The sequence below is a fragment of the Phytohabitans houttuyneae genome (assembly GCF_011764425.1).
Taxonomy (GTDB): domain Bacteria; phylum Actinomycetota; class Actinomycetes; order Mycobacteriales; family Micromonosporaceae; genus Phytohabitans; species Phytohabitans houttuyneae.
Genome location: NZ_BLPF01000001.1, coordinates 4,255,309 through 4,270,960, shown reverse-complemented (window position 1 = coordinate 4,270,960; position 15,652 = coordinate 4,255,309). Strand labels below are relative to the sequence as shown.

Annotated in this window: 12 protein-coding genes, 2 tRNA genes and 2 pseudogenes; 11 read left to right on the top strand and 5 right to left on the bottom strand. The window is 68.6% G+C overall.

All coding sequences use genetic code 11. The annotated features are described in order from the left end of the window. Nucleotide 1 precedes the first annotated feature (1 nt). From yidC to rpmH, 4 genes and pseudogenes are all read right to left on the bottom strand, one after another. Nucleotides 2-1,012, bottom strand: a complete 1,011-nt coding sequence (gene yidC / locus Phou_RS19660) for a membrane protein insertase YidC (RefSeq protein WP_173057358.1) — start codon at nt 1,010-1,012, stop codon at nt 2-4. Then, nucleotides 1,009-1,314 (bottom strand): membrane protein insertion efficiency factor YidD, encoded by a 306-nt coding sequence (gene yidD, locus Phou_RS19655; RefSeq protein WP_173057357.1) that lies wholly within the window; start codon nt 1,312-1,314, stop codon nt 1,009-1,011. Before yidD ends, yidC begins: the two co-directional genes overlap by 4 nt. A gap of 67 nt (nt 1,315-1,381) precedes the next feature. Next, a pseudogene (gene rnpA / locus Phou_RS19650) lies at nt 1,382-1,780 on the bottom strand (ribonuclease P protein component); the annotation flags it as partial. Nucleotides 1,781-1,810: 30 nt separating this feature from the next. Further along, the gene (rpmH, locus tag Phou_RS19645) at nt 1,811-1,948 is read right to left on the bottom strand and encodes a 50S ribosomal protein L34 (RefSeq protein WP_173057355.1); all 138 of its coding nucleotides are present in this window, start codon (nt 1,946-1,948) and stop codon (nt 1,811-1,813) included. 546 nt (nt 1,949-2,494) lie between these two features. On the opposite strand from rpmH, the gene dnaA reads away from it, so the two are divergent. The 5 genes from dnaA to Phou_RS19620 all read left to right on the top strand — a co-directional run bounded on the left by dnaA (nt 2,495) and on the right by Phou_RS19620 (nt 8,668). Continuing rightward, the gene (gene dnaA / locus Phou_RS19640) at nt 2,495-4,219 is read left to right on the top strand and encodes a chromosomal replication initiator protein DnaA (protein ID WP_173058595.1); all 1,725 of its coding nucleotides are present in this window, start codon (nt 2,495-2,497) and stop codon (nt 4,217-4,219) included. A gap of 729 nt (nt 4,220-4,948) precedes the next feature. Then, nucleotides 4,949-6,082: a DNA polymerase III subunit beta gene (gene dnaN, locus Phou_RS19635; RefSeq protein ID WP_173057354.1), complete on the top strand. Its 1,134-nt coding sequence runs from the start codon at nt 4,949-4,951 to the stop codon at nt 6,080-6,082. Between the two features lie 46 nt (nt 6,083-6,128). Continuing rightward, nucleotides 6,129-7,004 (top strand): phosphogluconate dehydrogenase (NAD(+)-dependent, decarboxylating), encoded by an 876-nt coding sequence (gene gnd / locus Phou_RS19630; protein WP_173057353.1) that lies wholly within the window; start codon nt 6,129-6,131, stop codon nt 7,002-7,004. Between the two features lie 7 nt (nt 7,005-7,011). Continuing rightward, the gene (gene recF / locus Phou_RS19625; protein WP_173057352.1) at nt 7,012-8,139 is read left to right on the top strand and encodes a DNA replication/repair protein RecF; all 1,128 of its coding nucleotides are present in this window, start codon (nt 7,012-7,014) and stop codon (nt 8,137-8,139) included. Then, entirely contained in the window at nt 8,129-8,668 is a 540-nt protein-coding gene (locus Phou_RS19620) for a DciA family protein (protein ID WP_173057351.1), read from the top strand. The genes recF and Phou_RS19620 overlap by 11 nt, the downstream gene beginning before the upstream one ends. A gap of 11 nt (nt 8,669-8,679) precedes the next feature. On the opposite strand, the gene Phou_RS19615 is transcribed toward Phou_RS19620, so the two are convergent. Then, the gene (locus tag Phou_RS19615; protein WP_173057350.1) at nt 8,680-9,234 is read right to left on the bottom strand and encodes a hypothetical protein; all 555 of its coding nucleotides are present in this window, start codon (nt 9,232-9,234) and stop codon (nt 8,680-8,682) included. 469 nt (nt 9,235-9,703) lie between these two features. Between Phou_RS19615 and gyrB the strand changes: the two genes are divergently transcribed. The 6 genes and pseudogenes from gyrB (at nt 9,704) to Phou_RS19590 (ending at nt 15,623) form a co-directional block, all read left to right on the top strand. Continuing rightward, a complete protein-coding gene (gene gyrB / locus Phou_RS19610; protein WP_173057349.1) occupies nt 9,704-11,647 on the top strand; it encodes a DNA topoisomerase (ATP-hydrolyzing) subunit B in 1,944 nt (647 codons plus the stop codon). 93 nt (nt 11,648-11,740) lie between these two features. Further along, the gene (gyrA, locus tag Phou_RS19605) at nt 11,741-14,266 is read left to right on the top strand and encodes a DNA gyrase subunit A (protein WP_173057347.1); all 2,526 of its coding nucleotides are present in this window, start codon (nt 11,741-11,743) and stop codon (nt 14,264-14,266) included. 3 nt (nt 14,267-14,269) lie between these two features. Further along, nucleotides 14,270-15,129 (top strand): annotated as a pseudogene (locus tag Phou_RS54990) (DUF3566 domain-containing protein). Nucleotides 15,130-15,217: 88 nt separating this feature from the next. Beyond that, nucleotides 15,218-15,291: transfer RNA gene (locus Phou_RS19595), tRNA-Ile, on the top strand. A 100-nt stretch (nt 15,292-15,391) separates the two neighbouring features. Continuing rightward, nucleotides 15,392-15,520 carry a DLW-39 family protein gene (locus Phou_RS51145; protein WP_218579058.1) on the top strand — a complete coding sequence of 43 codons (129 nt, stop codon included), beginning with the start codon at nt 15,392-15,394 and terminating at the stop codon, nt 15,518-15,520. 28 nt (nt 15,521-15,548) lie between these two features. Beyond that, nucleotides 15,549-15,623 (top strand) — tRNA-Ala (locus Phou_RS19590). Nucleotides 15,624-15,652: the final 29 nt, after the last annotated feature.

Sequence of the window (15,652 nt, the reverse complement as noted above, 5' to 3'; positions counted from 1 at the left end):
ATCAACCCTGGCGCTTCGCGGGCTTCCGCTTCTTGGGATTGACCGGCTTCGCGCCGGGCTTCGGGGCGAGGGCCTTGCCGTCGACCGCCGGCTTGGTGTCCTGGACGGCGCCATTGGCCTTGGAACGGCTGAACCGGCTCGGCTTGTCCTGCGGCTGCTGGGTGCCGGTGGACTTGCGCGCGCCCGGCCCGGGCACGGCCTTGCCGTCCTTGTTGTTGATGACCGGCGGCGGGTACTTGCGGAGCACCCACTGCTGCTGGCCGAGGGTGAAGAGGTTGTTGGTGACCCAGTAGATGATCACGCCGATCGGGAAGATCGCGCCGGAGACGAGCAGCGAGGCCGGGATGCCGTAGAGCATCAGTCGCTGGATCATCCGCTGCTGCGGGTCTTCGGCCCAGCCGGTCTTGAGGATCATCTGGCGGCTGGTGAGGTACGTCGTGCCCATCATGATGAGGACGAGGACACCCGCAATGATCTTGACCGTCGTGCCGTTGGCGCCCAGGCGCTCCAGCTCCGCGGCCGAGGAGCCGAACTGCCCGGCGATCGGCGCGGTGAAGAGCTTCGCGCTCGCCGCGCTGTCGAACTGCTCGGCGGTCCAGCCGTACAACGTCTTGTTGAGCTTGCTCGGGTCGAGGCGGCGGAGCACGTGGAAGAGACCGAGGAAGACCGGGATCTGCAGGAACATGGGCAGGCAGCCCATGAGCGGATTGGCCTTCTCCTTCCGGTACAGCTCCATCATTTCTTTCTGGAGCGTCTCCCGGTCACCCTTGTGCTTCTCCTGGAGGGCCTTGACCTGCGGCTGCAACGCCTGCATCGCGCGCTGCGACTTGATCTGCTTGACGAAGACCGGGAAGAGGATCACCCGGACGGTGACGACCAGGAAGATGATCGCGAGAATCCAGGCCCAGTTGGTGCCCAGGACGGTGCCATCCGGGACGCCGATCATTTCCCACAGCGAATGCCAGCGCAGCAGGATCCACGAGATCGCCCAGTAGATCCAGTCGAGACTCAATTCGGGGCTCCAGTCACATCGGCACGACGGTGGCTCTTGGGTGGGGGCACGGGATCGTACCCGCCGGGGTGGAACGGGTGGCAGCGCAGCAACCGCCAGGTCGCGAGGCCGGTCCCCCGCAGGGCGCCGTGCGTGGCGATGGCCTCGAGGGCATACGCACTACATGACGGGTAGAACCGGCAGCGCGCCGGCAATGCCGCGCTTATCCAACGACGGTACGCGATGACCAGCGCGCTCAGCACCCGGGCCGCTATCCCGAGCCGGGCCTTCGGTGCCTGCTGGTCGTGCTGCTCGTCACCCATGCCCATGCCCTTTCCCACCGGCGCCGCCGGAGCTGCCGGGACCACCGGCGCCGCCCGTACCACCGGAGCGGCTGGGGCGGCCGCGGCCCGGACCGCGGGATGGCGAGCGGGCGGCGGCGAGCGCGGCGTCGAGGTCTGTGCCGAGCCGCTCGTACGGCGTATCGGCCGCGCTCGGCTGCGCCCGCACGACCAGCACGCTGCCCGGCGGCAGGGCGGAGATGCGCTCGCGGACGAGGTGGCGCAGGCGCCGACGAACGGTGTTCCGCGTCACTGCGCCACCGACGGCCTTGGACACGACGAAGCCGGCGCGTACCGAGAGGTCCTCGGTGCGCGCCGGCTCGGAAAGCTCTGGCTGCTGTGGGACGGTCAGGTGGACGACCACGGATCCGCGGCCGGCCCGGCGGCCACCGCGTACCGCTGCGGCGAAGTCGCTGCTGCGCCGCAGTCGCTGCGCCGCGGCCAGCACGACTACCTCACCTCGACCAGCCCGCCGGGCTCATGCCGACAGGCGGGTGCGGCCCTTCGAACGGCGGGAGGCGAGGATGGCACGACCGGCGCGGGTGCGCATGCGCAGCCGGAAACCGTGGGTCTTGGCACGCCGGCGGTTGTTCGGCTGATAGGTGCGCTTGCTCACGTCAGATCTCCGTCTTCGCTACCGGTGCTTTTTGCTCAGCAGAAGGTGCTCCGTCAGGCCACGGAGCAGCCGCTCAAGCTTACGCACGCTGGCAATGACCGTCAAACGACCGGGTGACGAGGCCGTCGAACGCTCAATAGAAACTAGGCGTACTCTCCGCATCACCGTGGGCAGTGGCCTCAATGCGCGGTTTCGCGGCCACCGACAACGAACCGGTGTGGACAGCGGTTGAAGGGTTGTGGACAACGCTGTTAGCGTGCCCGATTGCCGGTCTGTCTGGAGAGTCGTTGCAGCTACATATCGGTGCAAAACCGGACGAGGCGGTCAGTCGTTCGGCACGGTGTACCCGCTTCAGCGTCGCCGCAGGCCGTGTGCGCTCCGCTGGTGGGTCGGGCGGGGCGCCACAATCGATCGGTACGTGGACTGTCGGTACACAGGCTGTGGATAACTTGTGGAAAACGGCCGCTGGACACCTGGCGGCACGGGGGACTCGGGGCGAAGGGGGTGGCGCGAGGAGTGGCCGACAACGATCTGGCCGTCGTCTGGATGGCGGCGACGGAAGAGCTGGCCGACGAAATCGTCTCGGCACAGCAGCGCGCGTACCTCAGGCTCACCCGCCTCGGCGCCATCGTCGAGGACATCGCCCTGCTGTCCGTGCCGGACGCGTTCACCCGTGACGTGATCGAGTCACGCCTGCGCCCCGCCATCACCGACGCTCTCTCCCGCCGGCTCGGCCGGCCGATCCAGGTGGCTGTGACGATCCGGCCGCCGGAAGACGGACAGGGCCGCCCGTCCGGCACGATCTATGGCAGCCCGCCCGATCTTGACTCCGGCGACGACGGGTTCGAAGGCGCCTTCGTGGAGGAAGAGGGACCCACTGGCTCCGCGCAGCACCCGATCTCGCCGGCGGTCGTGCCCGCGACCGGATCCGCGACCGTGCCGATGGCCCGCGACCCCCAGGACGAGCCGACCGCCCTCTTCGCCGCGCCGCGGCAGGTGAGCGAGCCGCTAGGCGACGTCGACCGGATGCCGGTGCGCGCCGAGGCCGTCCCCGACTACCGCGACGAGATGCACTACCCCGACCTCACCCGCCGCGACGAGCCGCCCACCCGCGAGATGCGCCACGACAGCGGCCCGGACAGCGGTCCCGGTCGCGCGGCGATGCCCGACCGCGGCGCCGACCACCGCCCGGGCGGTCCGTCTCGCGACGACCGCCGACCAGGCGGGGGTACGGAGTCCGGTGGCAACCGGCTCAACCCGAAGTACATGTTCGAGACGTTCGTCATCGGCTCGTCCAACCGCTTCGCCCACGCGGCCGCGGTCGCGGTGGCCGAGTCGCCGGCAAAGGCGTACAACCCGCTGTTCATCTACGGCAGCTCGGGGCTGGGCAAGACACACCTGCTGCACGCGATCGGCCACTACGCCACGACGCTCGGCAACGCCCGCTCGGTGCGGTACGTCTCGACCGAAGAGTTCACCAACGACTTCATCAACTCGCTGCGCGACGACAAGACGAGTGCCTTCCAGCGGCGGTACCGCGACGTCGACATCCTCCTGATCGACGACATCCAGTTCCTGGAAAACCGGGAGCGGACGCAGGAGGAGTTCTTCCATACGTTCAACACGCTCCACAACGCCAACAAGCAGATCGTCATCACGTCGGACCGCTCGCCGAAGCAGCTCGCGACGCTGGAGGACCGGCTGCGCACGCGCTTCGAGTGGGGCCTGCTCGCCGACATCCAGCCGCCGGACCTGGAGACCCGCATCGCGATCCTCCAGAAGAAGGCGGCGCAGGAGCGGCTGTTCGCGCCGCCGGACGTGCTGGAGTTCATCGCCTCCCGCATCTCCAACTCGATCCGCGAGCTCGAGGGCGCACTCATCCGGGTGACCGCGTTCGCGTCGCTGACCCGCTCCGCCGTGGAGCTGTCGCTGGCCGAAGAGGTGCTGCGCGACTTCATCCCGGACGGCTCGGGTCCCGAGATCACGGCCGACCAGATCATGGTGTCGACGGCCGACTACTTCGGAGTGAGCCTGGAGGACCTGCGCGGGCACTCGCGCTCGCGGGTGCTCGTCAACGCCCGCCAGGTCGCCATGTACCTGTGCCGCGAGCTCACCGACCTCTCGCTGCCCCGCATCGGGCAGGCATTCGGCGGCCGCGACCACACCACGGTCATGCACGCCGACCGGAAGATCCGTCAGCAGATGGCTGAGCGCCGCTCGCTCTACAACCAGATCGCCGAGCTGACCAACCGGATCAAGCAGAACTCCTGACCGTCGCCCCGCGCGACCCAGCCACCGCTCCGCGTGTGGCTGGCGACGTGGCGCGGTGTGCACAGGCGCGCTCGCAAGTCCTGGCCGAAAGTCGGGTTTCCACACCCATCCACACGCGTCCACACGCTGCGTCCACTGTCGGTGGACAACCCCTTGTGTTCTTGCGAAGGGTTACCCACAACCTGTGGACAACTCCTGGGGAAACTGCTGTGGACGTGTACGGCGGGTAACAACTCTGTCCACGACCGATGGCCCGGGTGTGTACAAGATGTTGAAGGTTCTGGGGACAAGTGTTGGTGGGGTCCCGCCACGCTCTCCACACCCTGGGGAGAAAACCGGGGGATAGCCGGTGGATTACCGGTGGACAGACGTGGACAACTGTTGCTCGATCGCGAAGCTGTGGAGAGAACGGCCGCTTCGTACCCTGCTTCTCCACAGCCAAAACACCGGTGGATAACAGTCTGGCCAGGGGAGACGCCGGTCTTCCACAGAACACACAGGCCCTATGAAGACGATGAACTTGATCCTCTAAGACAACAAAAACCAATCACCGGCGTTGTGCGTTCTGTGGACCGGCTCCCGCCGGCCCAAGCTAGGTATCTGATCGGGCAAACCACCGGGGGTGGGCGTACGCCGCCGGCCGGGGAGCCCTATGGTCGGTAGGGCGGTTCTGCACCTGCGCGCACGGTCCAGCCCGCCACACCACCAAGTCGACGCGGAGGCACAGGCATGAAGTTCCGAGTTGAGCGCGACGCGCTCGCCGACGCCGTGGCGTGGACGGCGAAGAGCCTGCCCAACCGGCCCTCTGTGCCGGTGCTCGCCGGCGTGATGATGCGGGTGACCGAGGGGCAGCTCAACGTGTCCGGCTTCGACTACGAGGTCTCGAGCCAGGTGAGCGTCGACGTCCAGGGTGACGCCGACGGCGCGGCCCTGGTGTCGGGCCGGCTGCTCGCCGAGATCACCAAAGCACTGCCGGCCAAGCCGGTGGACATCGCCGCCGTCGGTGCCCATCTCGAGCTGGTCTGCGGCAGCGCCCGGTTCACGCTGCCGACCATGCCGGTCGAGGACTATCCGACCCTGCCGGAGATGCCCGACAGCGCGGGCACGATCGACGCGGCCGAGTTCGCCTCCGCGGTGGCGCAGGTCGCGATCGCCGCCGGCCGTGACGAGACGCTGCCGATGATGACCGGCGTCCGCCTCGAGCTCAACGGCAGCTCGCTGGCGATGCTCGCCACCGACCGCTACCGCCTGGCGATGCGCGAGATGCAGTGGCGGCCGGAAAACCCCGACGTGAGCATCAACGCGCTGGTGCCGGCGCGCACGCTCGCCGATACCGCCAAGACACTCGGCCCGCTCGGCGGCGACGTGACGATGGCGCTGGCCCACGGCGGCGCCGGCGAAGGCATGATCGGTTTTGTCGGTGGCGCCCGGCGCACCACCAGCCGCCTCCTCGACGGTGCCAACTACCCGCCGGTGCGCTCGCTCTTCCCCGCCTCGCACAACGCCGAGGCCCGGGTGTCCGTCGCCGCGCTCAACGAGGTGGTCCGCCGCGTCGCGCTGGTCGCCGACCGTACGACGCCGGTCCTGCTGAGCTTCAGCGACGAGGGCCTAGTGGTCGAGGCCGGCGGCACCGAGGAGGCGCGCGCCAGCGAGGCGATGGAGGCCACGTTCACGGGCGAGCCGCTGACGATCGGCTTCAACCCGCAGTACCTGCTCGACGGCCTCGCCGCGCTCGGTTCCCCCACCGCGCTGCTGTCGTTCGTCGACGCCTTCAAGCCGGCCGTGATCTCACCGGCGGGCGAAGACGGCGAGATCGTTCCCGGCTACCGCTATCTGATCATGCCAATCCGGGTAACCCGCTGACCGGCTTATCCGGCGCGACAGCAGGGACAACAAGGGGGACGAAGTCATGCAGCTAGGCCTGGTGGGCCTTGGCCGGATGGGTGGCAACATGCGCGGCCGTCTGCGTACGGCCGGGCACGAGGTTGTCGGCTACGACCGCAATCCGGACGTCAGCGATGTCAGCAGCCTGGCCGAGATGGTCGAGCGGCTGGCACCGCCGCGCGCGGTCTGGGTGATGGTCCCGTCCGCCGTGACCGACGCGGCGATCGAGGAGCTGGCCGCGCTCCTGGACAAGGGCGATCTGATCATCGACGGAGGCAACTCCCGCTTCAGCGACGACGCGCCCCGTGCGGAGCGGCTGTCCAAGCAGGGGATCGGCTACATGGACGTCGGTGTCTCCGGCGGCGTGTGGGGCCTCGAAAACGGGTACGCGCTGATGGTCGGCGGCGACGCCGAGCATGTCGCCCGGCTCGAGCCGGTGTTCGAGGCGCTCAAGCCGCAGGGCCAGTTCGGCTTCGTGCACGCCGGTCCGGTCGGCGCCGGTCACTACGCCAAGATGGTCCACAACGGCATCGAGTACGGGCTGATGCACGCGTACGCGGAGGGCTACGAGCTGCTCACGAAGTCGGAGATCATCACCGACGTGCCCGGCGTGATCAAGTCCTGGCGCGACGGGTCGGTCGTCGAGTCGTGGCTGCTCGACCTGCTCGACCGGGCGCTCGACGAGGACCCGGACCTGGCCAACCTGAGCGGGTACACCGACGACACCGGCGAAGGTCGGTGGACGGTGGAGGAGGCGATCCGGCTGGCCGTGCCGATGAACGTGATCGCCGCGTCCTTGTTCGCCCGATTCGTGTCCCGGCAGGACGACTCGCCGGCCATGAAGGCGGTCGCCGCGCTGCGCCAGCAGTTCGGCGGGCACGCCGTGCGCAAGCGGCCGTAGCCGCGCGATGCATGTCAAACGGCTCGAGCTGGTCGACTTCCGCTCGTACGAGCGGGTGGAGGTCGACCTCGAGCCGGGCGGGTCGGTGCTTGTCGGGCAGAACGGCGTCGGCAAGACAAACCTGATCGAGGCGCTTGGCTACGTCGCCACGCTGGGCAGTCACCGGGTGGCCACGGACGCGCCCCTGGTCCGCGCCGGCGCGGCGGCCGCCGTGATCCGCTGCATGATCGTCCACGATGGACGGGAGCTGCTGGTCGAGCTGGAGCTCGTGCCCGGCAAGGCCAACCGGGCCCGTCTCGGCCGGTCACCGGTGCGGCGGGCGCGCGACGTGCTCGGCGCCCTGCGGCTGGTGCTCTTCGCACCCGAGGATCTGGAGCTGGTCCGCGGCGACCCGTCCGAGCGCCGCCGCTACCTCGACGACCTGCTGGTCGCCCGCCAGCCCCGGTACGCGGGGGTGCGCGCCGACTACGACCGGGTGATCAAGCAGCGCAACGCGTTGCTGCGCACGGCTTACCTGGCCCGAAAGACCGGCGGTAGCCGTGGTGGCGATCTGTCCACACTGGACGTCTGGGACGCGCACCTGGCCCGGCACGGCGCCGAGCTGCTTGCGGGGCGGCTGGAGCTGGTCGCCGCGCTCTCGCCGCACGTGACGAAGGCGTACGACGCGGTGGCGGCCGGCAAGGGCGGCGCCTCGATCGGGTACAAGGCCACGGTGCCGGTGGACCCGCCGGGCCGGGAGGCGCTGGAGGCAGCGCTGTCCGCCGCGCTCGCCGAGTCCCGGCCGTCCGAGGTGGAGCGGGGCGTGACGCTGGTCGGCCCGCACCGCGACGACCTCACGCTGACGCTCGGCGACCTGCCCGCCAAGGGGTACGCGAGCCACGGCGAGTCCTGGTCGTACGCGCTGGCCCTGCGGCTCGCCGCGTACGATCTGCTGCGCACCGAAGGCATCGAGCCCGTGCTGGTGCTCGACGACGTCTTCGCCGAGCTCGACGCCGGCCGCCGGGCCCGGCTCGCCGAGCTCGTCGGCGGTGCCAGCCAGCTGCTGGTCACCTGCGCGGTGGCCGAAGACGTGCCGGCGGTCCTCCGCGGCGCGCGGTACGAGGTGGCGGAAGGTCAGGTGCGCCGTGTCGACTGATCCGGAGAGCGAAAAGACCGGACCCGAGCTGGCCCGCGCGGTACTCGACGCGGCCAAAGCCCGTCGCCAGGCCGCTCCGCCGCGGCGGCGTACCCCCGCTGCTGGAGAGGACTCCTCCGGCGGAGGCGGCGGCGGCCGGCGGGCCCGAGGGTATTCCGGGCCCGGGCCCGACCCGCGCGACCCGCAGGCGTTCGGCGATGTGCTCGCCAAGCTGGTCAAGGCGCGCGGCTGGCAGCGGCCGGCGGCGGAGGCGACTGTGTTCGGAGCGTGGGAGCGGGTGGTCGGTCCCGACGTCGCCAAGCACAGCCGGCCGATCAAGCTGGACGACGGCGAGCTGACCGTGGAGGCCGAGTCCACGGCCTGGGCCACTCAGCTGCGCCTGCTCGCGGCGTCGCTGCTGGTACGGATCGCCGCCGAGGTCGGCCACAATGTGGTGCGCAAGCTCCACATCCATGGCCCTGCCGCCCCGTCCTGGTCGCGCGGCACCCGCCGGGTGCGGGGGCGCGGCCCTCGCGACACCTACGGCTGAGCGTCGAGCGGTCAGAAGTCGGCGTAGACCGCGAAGCCGCGGTCGGCGCAGCGGCGGTAGAAGCGCGACAGCACTCCCAGCTCGGAGCGGGAGAAGCTCCACTGCGGCGCGCCGCCGGACTCGTCGCGGAGACCGTCGAGCCGGTTGTCGAGCCACCGCAGCTGCTGGTCGGCCAGGCGGCCGCCGGCGAGGGCACCGCGCAGCACCGCGCCCACGGTGTCGAACGTGACCGCCTCGCCGTGCTCCCGGTGGCTCTCCACGAAGCGCTCCAGCCCACCAGCGATCCAGGCGCAGCCGTCCGGGTCGATCACCGGGTCTTCGTCTTCCGCCGCGGCCTCTGTGGCGTAGAGCACACCGTCCAGACCGAGCAGCAGGTCGACCAGCTCCGTATATGCGGTTGCCCGCACCGTACCGGTCTTGGCGATGTGGCCGGCAAGAGCGGCGGTGGGTGCCGAGACCTGTGGATCATCGGCGAGCTCGGCGAAGTCGACGAACTCGGCCGGAGCCACCGGGTCGTAAAAGCGGCCGGTACGCGGCCATTTCACGGCGACGTTGTCCAGCCCCATCGTGGGGTCACCCTCTCTGTAGCGCAGCGTGACCGTGCGCCTGCCAAGTGCGATAGGCGCCTGGTCGTTCAAACGGCGCCGGGCAAAATTACGACACGGTGTGCCCTTCGCGCGACCCCCGAGTGGGCACTCCCGCAGTTTCGGTCCCGCTGGGCGGTCTTCCGTGTCGGGGTGCCGTGCGTGTGGGGGAGTCGTGACCGGCGCCATTCGGCCGGCTACGAAGGTCTCAGGTGCCCGCATGGGGTGCCGTGTACCCGGTTTCCGGCGTCCGCACAGTAAGATTGTGGGCGACGAAGACGCCGGGTGAATCCGGCGCTCGGAGTGAACGTGATCCGCGGGCGACCGCGGTGACGGGAGCGCCCGCACCAGCATACGTTGCGGTGGCGCGCGCCCCTGCCATCGCGACTGCCCGCCATACCCCGCGCCCCCGCGCCGACCAGCGCTGGGTGGTGCGAGAAAGTGGCCGAGGGTGGCAGCGCAGAAGAAGCAGGAATACGGCGCCGAATCGATTACCGTCCTTGAGGGCCTGGAGGCGGTCCGCAAGCGCCCCGGCATGTACATCGGTTCCACCGGTGAGCGGGGTCTGCACCACCTGGTCTGGGAGGTTGTCGACAACGCGGTCGACGAGGCGCTGGCCGGCTACTGCGACACCATCGACGTGATCATCCTCGCCGACGGCGGCGTTCGCGTGATCGACAACGGCCGTGGCTTCCCGGTCGACCTGCACCCGAAGCTCAAGAAGCCCGGCGTCGAGGTCGCGCTGACCGTGCTGCACGCCGGCGGCAAGTTCGACGGCAAGGCGTACCAGGTCTCCGGCGGTCTGCACGGTGTGGGCGTATCAGTCGTCAACGCGCTGTCCGCGCGGATGGAGCTGGAGATCTGGAAGGACGGCTACACGTACCGGCAGCAGTACCGGGACTCCAAGCCCTCCCCGCTGGAGAAGGGTGAGCCGACCACTCGCACCGGCTCCTCGGTCGCGTTCTGGCCGGACCCGCAGGTCTTCGAGACCGTCGAGTTCGCCTTCGAGACGATCTACCGCCGGATCCAGGAGATGGCGTTCCTCAACCGAGGGCTCACGATCCACCTGCGCGACGAGCGGACGCTCGAAGACGACGGCAAGCCGCGTGAGGTGACCTTCCTCTACAAGGGCGGCATCGCCGACTTCGTCCGCCACCTCAACCAGACCAAGAGCGCGATCCACAAGACGGTGATCGAGTTCGGCGCGGAGGAGGAGGGCATGGCGGCCGAGGTCGCCATGCAGTGGAACGAGTCGTACGGCGAGTCGGTCTACACCTTCGCCAACACGATCAACACGCACGAGGGCGGCACGCACGAAGAGGGCTTCCGCGCGGCGTTGACCAGCGTGGTCAACAAGTACGGCGCGGACAAGAAGCTGCTCAAGGGCGACGAGAAGCTTTCCGGCGAGGACATTCGTGAAGGCCTCGCCGCGATCATCTCGGTCAAGCTGGCCAACCCGCAGTTCGAGGGCCAGACCAAGACCAAGCTGGGCAACACCCCCGTGAAGAGCTTCGTGCAGCGGGTCTGCAACGAGTGGCTGACCGACTGGTTCGAGCGCAACCCGGCCGAGGCCAAGACGATCATCCAGAAGGCGTCCGCCGCGGCCCGTGCCCGGATCGCCGCGGCACAGGCCCGCAAGCTGGCCCGCCGCAAGTCGCTGCTGGAGTCCGGCTCGATGCCGGGCAAGCTGGCCGACTGCCAGTCGACGGACCCGCGCGAGTCGGAGATGTTCATCGTCGAGGGCGACTCCGCCGGCGGCTCCGCCAAGCAGGGGCGCGACCCGCGCACCCAGGCGATCCTGCCGATCCGCGGCAAGATCCTCAACGTCGAAAAGGCGCGGATCGACCGGGTGCTCAAGAACAACGAGGTCCAGTCGCTGATCACCGCGCTCGGCACCGGCGTGCACGAGGAATTCGACATCGAGAAGCTGCGGTACCACAAGGTCATCCTCATGGCGGACGCCGACGTCGACGGCCAGCACATCCAGACGCTGCTGCTGACGCTGCTCTTCCGCTTCATGCGGCCACTGGTCGAGCTGGGCCACGTCTACCTCGCCGCCCCGCCGCTCTACAAGATCAAGTGGAACAAGAAGGGCGACGACGCGCAGTACGCGTACTCGGACCGCGAGCGCGATGGGCTCATCCGGCTCCGCCAGGAGAAGAAGCCCAACGCCAAGCCCGACGACATCCAGCGGTTCAAGGGTCTCGGCGAGATGAACTACCCGGAGCTGTGGGACACCACCATGAACCCGGGCACCCGTACGCTGCGCCAGGTGACCCTGGACGACGCCGCAACCGCCGACGAGCTGTTCAGCGTCCTGATGGGTGAGGACGTCGAGGCGCGTCGCTCGTTCATCCAGCGCAACGCCAAGGACGTGCGCTTCCTGGACATCTAGGCGCGGGCACACAACGTTATCCACAGCTTTTGCAGTTTCCACAGCCGTTGTCCACAGGCTTTATGCGGCTTTTAGTCTGATAAGGGTTTGATTGTGACGGACACTCCATTCGATAGCGAACCGGAAGACTCGAACGAAGCCGACGAGAGCGGCGAGGGCGGAAACCAGCGCCTCCGGGTCGAACCGGTCGGACTCGAGGTGGAGATGCAGCGCTCCTACCTCGACTACGCGATGAGCGTGATCGTCGGTCGGGCGCTGCCGGATGTGCGCGACGGCCTCAAGCCGGTGCACCGCAAGATTCTCTACGCGATGTACGACTCGGGCTACCGCCCGGACCGCGGCTACGTCAAGTGTTCCCGGGTCGTCGGCGACGTCATGGGTCAGTTCCACCCGCACGGCGACTCGGCCATCTACGACGCGCTCGTGCGTATGGCCCAGCCGTGGTCGCTGCGCTACCCCCTGGTCGACGGCAACGGCAACTTCGGCTCGCCGGGCAACGACCCCGCGGCCGCCATGCGGTACACCGAGTGCAAGCTCGACCCGCTGGCCATGGAAATGCTGCGGGACATCGACGAAGACACCGTCGACATGCAGGACAACTACGACGGTCGGGCCAAGGAGCCCACGATCCTGCCGTCGCGGATCCCCAACCTGCTGATCAACGGCTCCGAGGGCATCGCGGTCGGCATGGCCACGAAGATCCCGCCGCACAACCTGCGGGAGATCGCGGCGGCGGTGCAGTGGTGCCTGGAGCACCCGGACGCCGACGAGGCCACCACGCTCGACGAGCTGATCCAGATCGTCAAGGGCCCCGACTTCCCGACGTACGGCCTGATCGTCGGCATGGCCGCCATCCAGGACGCGTACCGGACCGGCCGTGGGTCGATCCGGATGCGCGCGGTGGTCGAGGTCGAGGAGGACAAGAAGGGCCGCGCCTGCCTCGTCGTCACCGAGCTGCCGTACCAGGTGAACCCGGACAACCTCGCCGAGCGCATCGCCGAGCTGGTCAAGGAGGGCAAGCTCGCCGGCATCGCCGACATCCGCGACGAGTCCTCCGGCCGTACCGGCATGCGGATCGTGATCGTGCTCAAGCGCGACGCGGTCGCGAAGGTCGTGCTCAACAACCTGTACAAGCACACCCAGCTGCAGGAGACGTTCGGCGCCAACATGCTGGCGCTGGTCGACGGTGTGCCGCGCACGCTCAACCTGGCCCAGTTCATCCGCTACTACGTCGAGCACCAGATCGACGTGATCCGCCGGCGCACCGCCTTCCGGCTGCGCAAGGCGGAGGAGCGGGCGCACATCCTGCGCGGTCTGGTCAAGGCGCTGGACGCGCTGGACGAGGTGATCGCGCTCATCCGGCGGTCGCCCACCGTCGAAGAGGCTCGAAACGGCCTGATCCAGCTGCTCGACATCGACGAGATCCAGGCCACCGCGATCCTGGACATGCAGCTGCGCCGCCTCGCTGCCCTCGAGCGCCAGAAGATCATCGATGAGTTGGCGAAGATCGAGATCGAGATCGCCGACCTGAAGGACATCCTGGCCAAGCCCGAGCGGCAGCGGAAGATCGTCTCCGACGAGCTCGCCGAGATCGTCGCCAAGTGGGGCGACGACCGCCGTACCAAGATCGTGCCGTTCGACGGCGAGGTCTCGATGGAAGACCTCATCGCGCGCGAGGACGTCGTCGTCACGATCACCCGCACCGGGTACGCCAAGCGCACCAAGGTCGACCTCTACCGCTCGCAGCGCCGCGGCGGCAAGGGGGTGAGCGGGGCCTCACTCCGCCAGGACGACATCGTCAGCCACTTCTTCGTCACCTCCACGCACTCGTGGATGCTGTTCTTCACGAACAAGGGCCGGGTGTACCGCGCCAAGGCATACGAGCTGCCCGAGGCAAGCCGGGTGGCCAAGGGTCAGCACGTGGCCAACCTGCTCGCCTTCCAGCCGGAGGAGCACATCGCGCAGGTCATCGTGATCCAGAACTACCAGGTCGCGCCGTACCTTGTGCTCGCCACCAAGAATGGCCTCGTGAAGAAGACCAGGCTGGAGGAGTTCGACTCCAACCGCAGCGGCGGGATCATCGGCATCAACCTGCGCGACGAGGACGAGCTGGTCGGTGCCGCGCTCGCCGGCCCGCAGGACGACCTCCTGCTGGTCTCCAAGCAGGCGCAGGCGATCCGGTTCAACGCCACCGACGAAGCGCTACGCCCGATGGGTCGGGCCACTTCCGGTGTGATAGGCATGCGGTTCAGCGAGGACGACGTGCTTCTCGCGATGGAGGTCGTACGCGAGGGCATGGACGTTTTGGTTGCGACCAACGGCGGGTATGCCAAGCGGACACCGATCGAGGAGTACCCCGTGCAGGGTCGCGGCGGCAAGGGCGTGTTGACCGCCAAGATCACTGAGCGTCGTGGTGGACTTGTCGGTGCGGTCGTCATCAACCCGGACGACGAGCTCTTCGCTATCACAAGTAACGGCGGAGTTATCCGGACTCCGGTGAAGCCTGTACGCCGCACTCGCGATCGGAACACAATGGGGGTCAAGTTGATGGACCTGCCAGACGGTGTAACCATCGTGGCCATTGCTCGCAATGCCGACGAGCCTGACGAACAGGACTAGTTGATGACGGAGACAACGGCGAAGTCGGGGGCTGCGGGGACCTCGACCAACCCGGTCGAGGAGGAGGCCGCCGCTGGCGGCACGCCGGCGACCGGTCGCGCGGTCGTGGGCCGGGCGGCAGTCCCCGCTGAGGCACCGTCCCCGAAGTTCACTCGGGCTCCTGGTATGCCACCGCCGCCGGATCAGCCGGCCGAGGCCCAGAAGCCGGGGGGTGCTCCGGGCACACCAAGCGCGGCCGCCCCGGTGGCCTCCGGCAAAGCACCTGTGAGCTCGCCACCGGCGGGCGCCACGCAGGTGAATCCGGGCGTCGCACCGGGCATGCCACCCATGCCCCGGGCGCGGGAGCGCGACCGGGCACCGGGCGGGCCGCCGCGGGTGGAGCATCGGTGCGCACGGTGGGCACCGCCGGCGCAGGCGCGGCCGCGGTAGGTGCGGCACGGGTCGGCGAGGCGGTGCGGGCTGCCCGTAGCACGGTGGCGTCCGCGGCCTCCCGAGGCCCGCGACGGGCCAAGCTGAACGTGAAGCGCATCGACCCCTGGTCGGTGATGAAGTTCTCGTTCGCGGTGTCGCTGGTGCTCTTCATCGTGGTGATCGTGGCCACCTCCGTGCTGTACCTGGCGCTCGACGCCATGGGCGTCTTCGAGAGCGTCAACAGCAGCCTGACCGATCTGGTCAGTGCCGGCGGTGGGGAAAACGCGAGCACGTTCCGGATCACCGCAAAGGGCGTCATCGGTACGTCCGCGCTGATCGGAGCGGTCAACGTCGTGCTCTTCACGGCGCTGGCAACGCTCGGCGCGTTCATCTACAACGTCTGCGCCGACCTGGTGGGCGGCGTCGAGCTGACCCTGGCCGAGCGCGACTGACGAGGCATCTGGGGCGTCCGGCGTGGCGGGCGCCCCAACTTGGGAGAAGCTTCCCGGGTACGGTAACCTTGCTCGTCGTCGCAGGCGCGGGGCTATAGCTCAGTCGGTTAGAGCGCAGAGCTGATAACTCTGAGGTCGATGGTTCGATTCCATCTAGCCCCACGAGCCGGTCAAGGCTGTTTGCCGATCCCGGTCGGCTTCGCATGAGGTTTACCACCCGTCTGTCTGGCCGAGATAACTCAACCTGAAGGGGATCAACCCCATGTGGAAGAAGCTCATCGTCATCGCCGGCGTGATCGGCGCGGCTGCCCTGATCGCCAAGAAGGTCAAGGAGTCCAACGACGAGCGCGCTCTGTGGCACGAGGCCACCACGGCGCCCGACCTTCGCTAGTCCACTCGTCGGCGGTCACGCCGCCGGCGGGGCCGTAGCTCAACTGGCAGAGCACTGCCTTTGCAAGGCAGGGGTTAGGGGTTCGAGTCCCTCGGCTCCACCAGAGCGTTTTCACTCCTCAGCGGTCCCAGA

Bases quoted from the DNA above. Each gene is read 5' to 3' on its own strand.
- yidD (WP_173057357.1), bottom strand. From the start codon at position 1,314: ATGGGTGACGAGCAGCACGACCAGCAGGCACCGAAGGCCCGGCTCGGG.
- dnaA (WP_173058595.1), top strand. From the start codon at position 2,495: ATGGCGGCGACGGAAGAGCTGGCCGACGAAATCGTCTCGGCACAGCAG.
- dnaN (WP_173057354.1), top strand. From the start codon at position 4,949: ATGAAGTTCCGAGTTGAGCGCGACGCGCTCGCCGACGCCGTGGCGTGG.
- gnd (WP_173057353.1), top strand. From the start codon at position 6,129: ATGCAGCTAGGCCTGGTGGGCCTTGGCCGGATGGGTGGCAACATGCGC.
- recF (WP_173057352.1), top strand. From the start codon at position 7,012: ATGCATGTCAAACGGCTCGAGCTGGTCGACTTCCGCTCGTACGAGCGG.
- Phou_RS19615 (WP_173057350.1), bottom strand. From the start codon at position 9,234: ATGGGGCTGGACAACGTCGCCGTGAAATGGCCGCGTACCGGCCGCTTT.
- Phou_RS51145 (WP_218579058.1), top strand. From the start codon at position 15,392: ATGTGGAAGAAGCTCATCGTCATCGCCGGCGTGATCGGCGCGGCTGCC.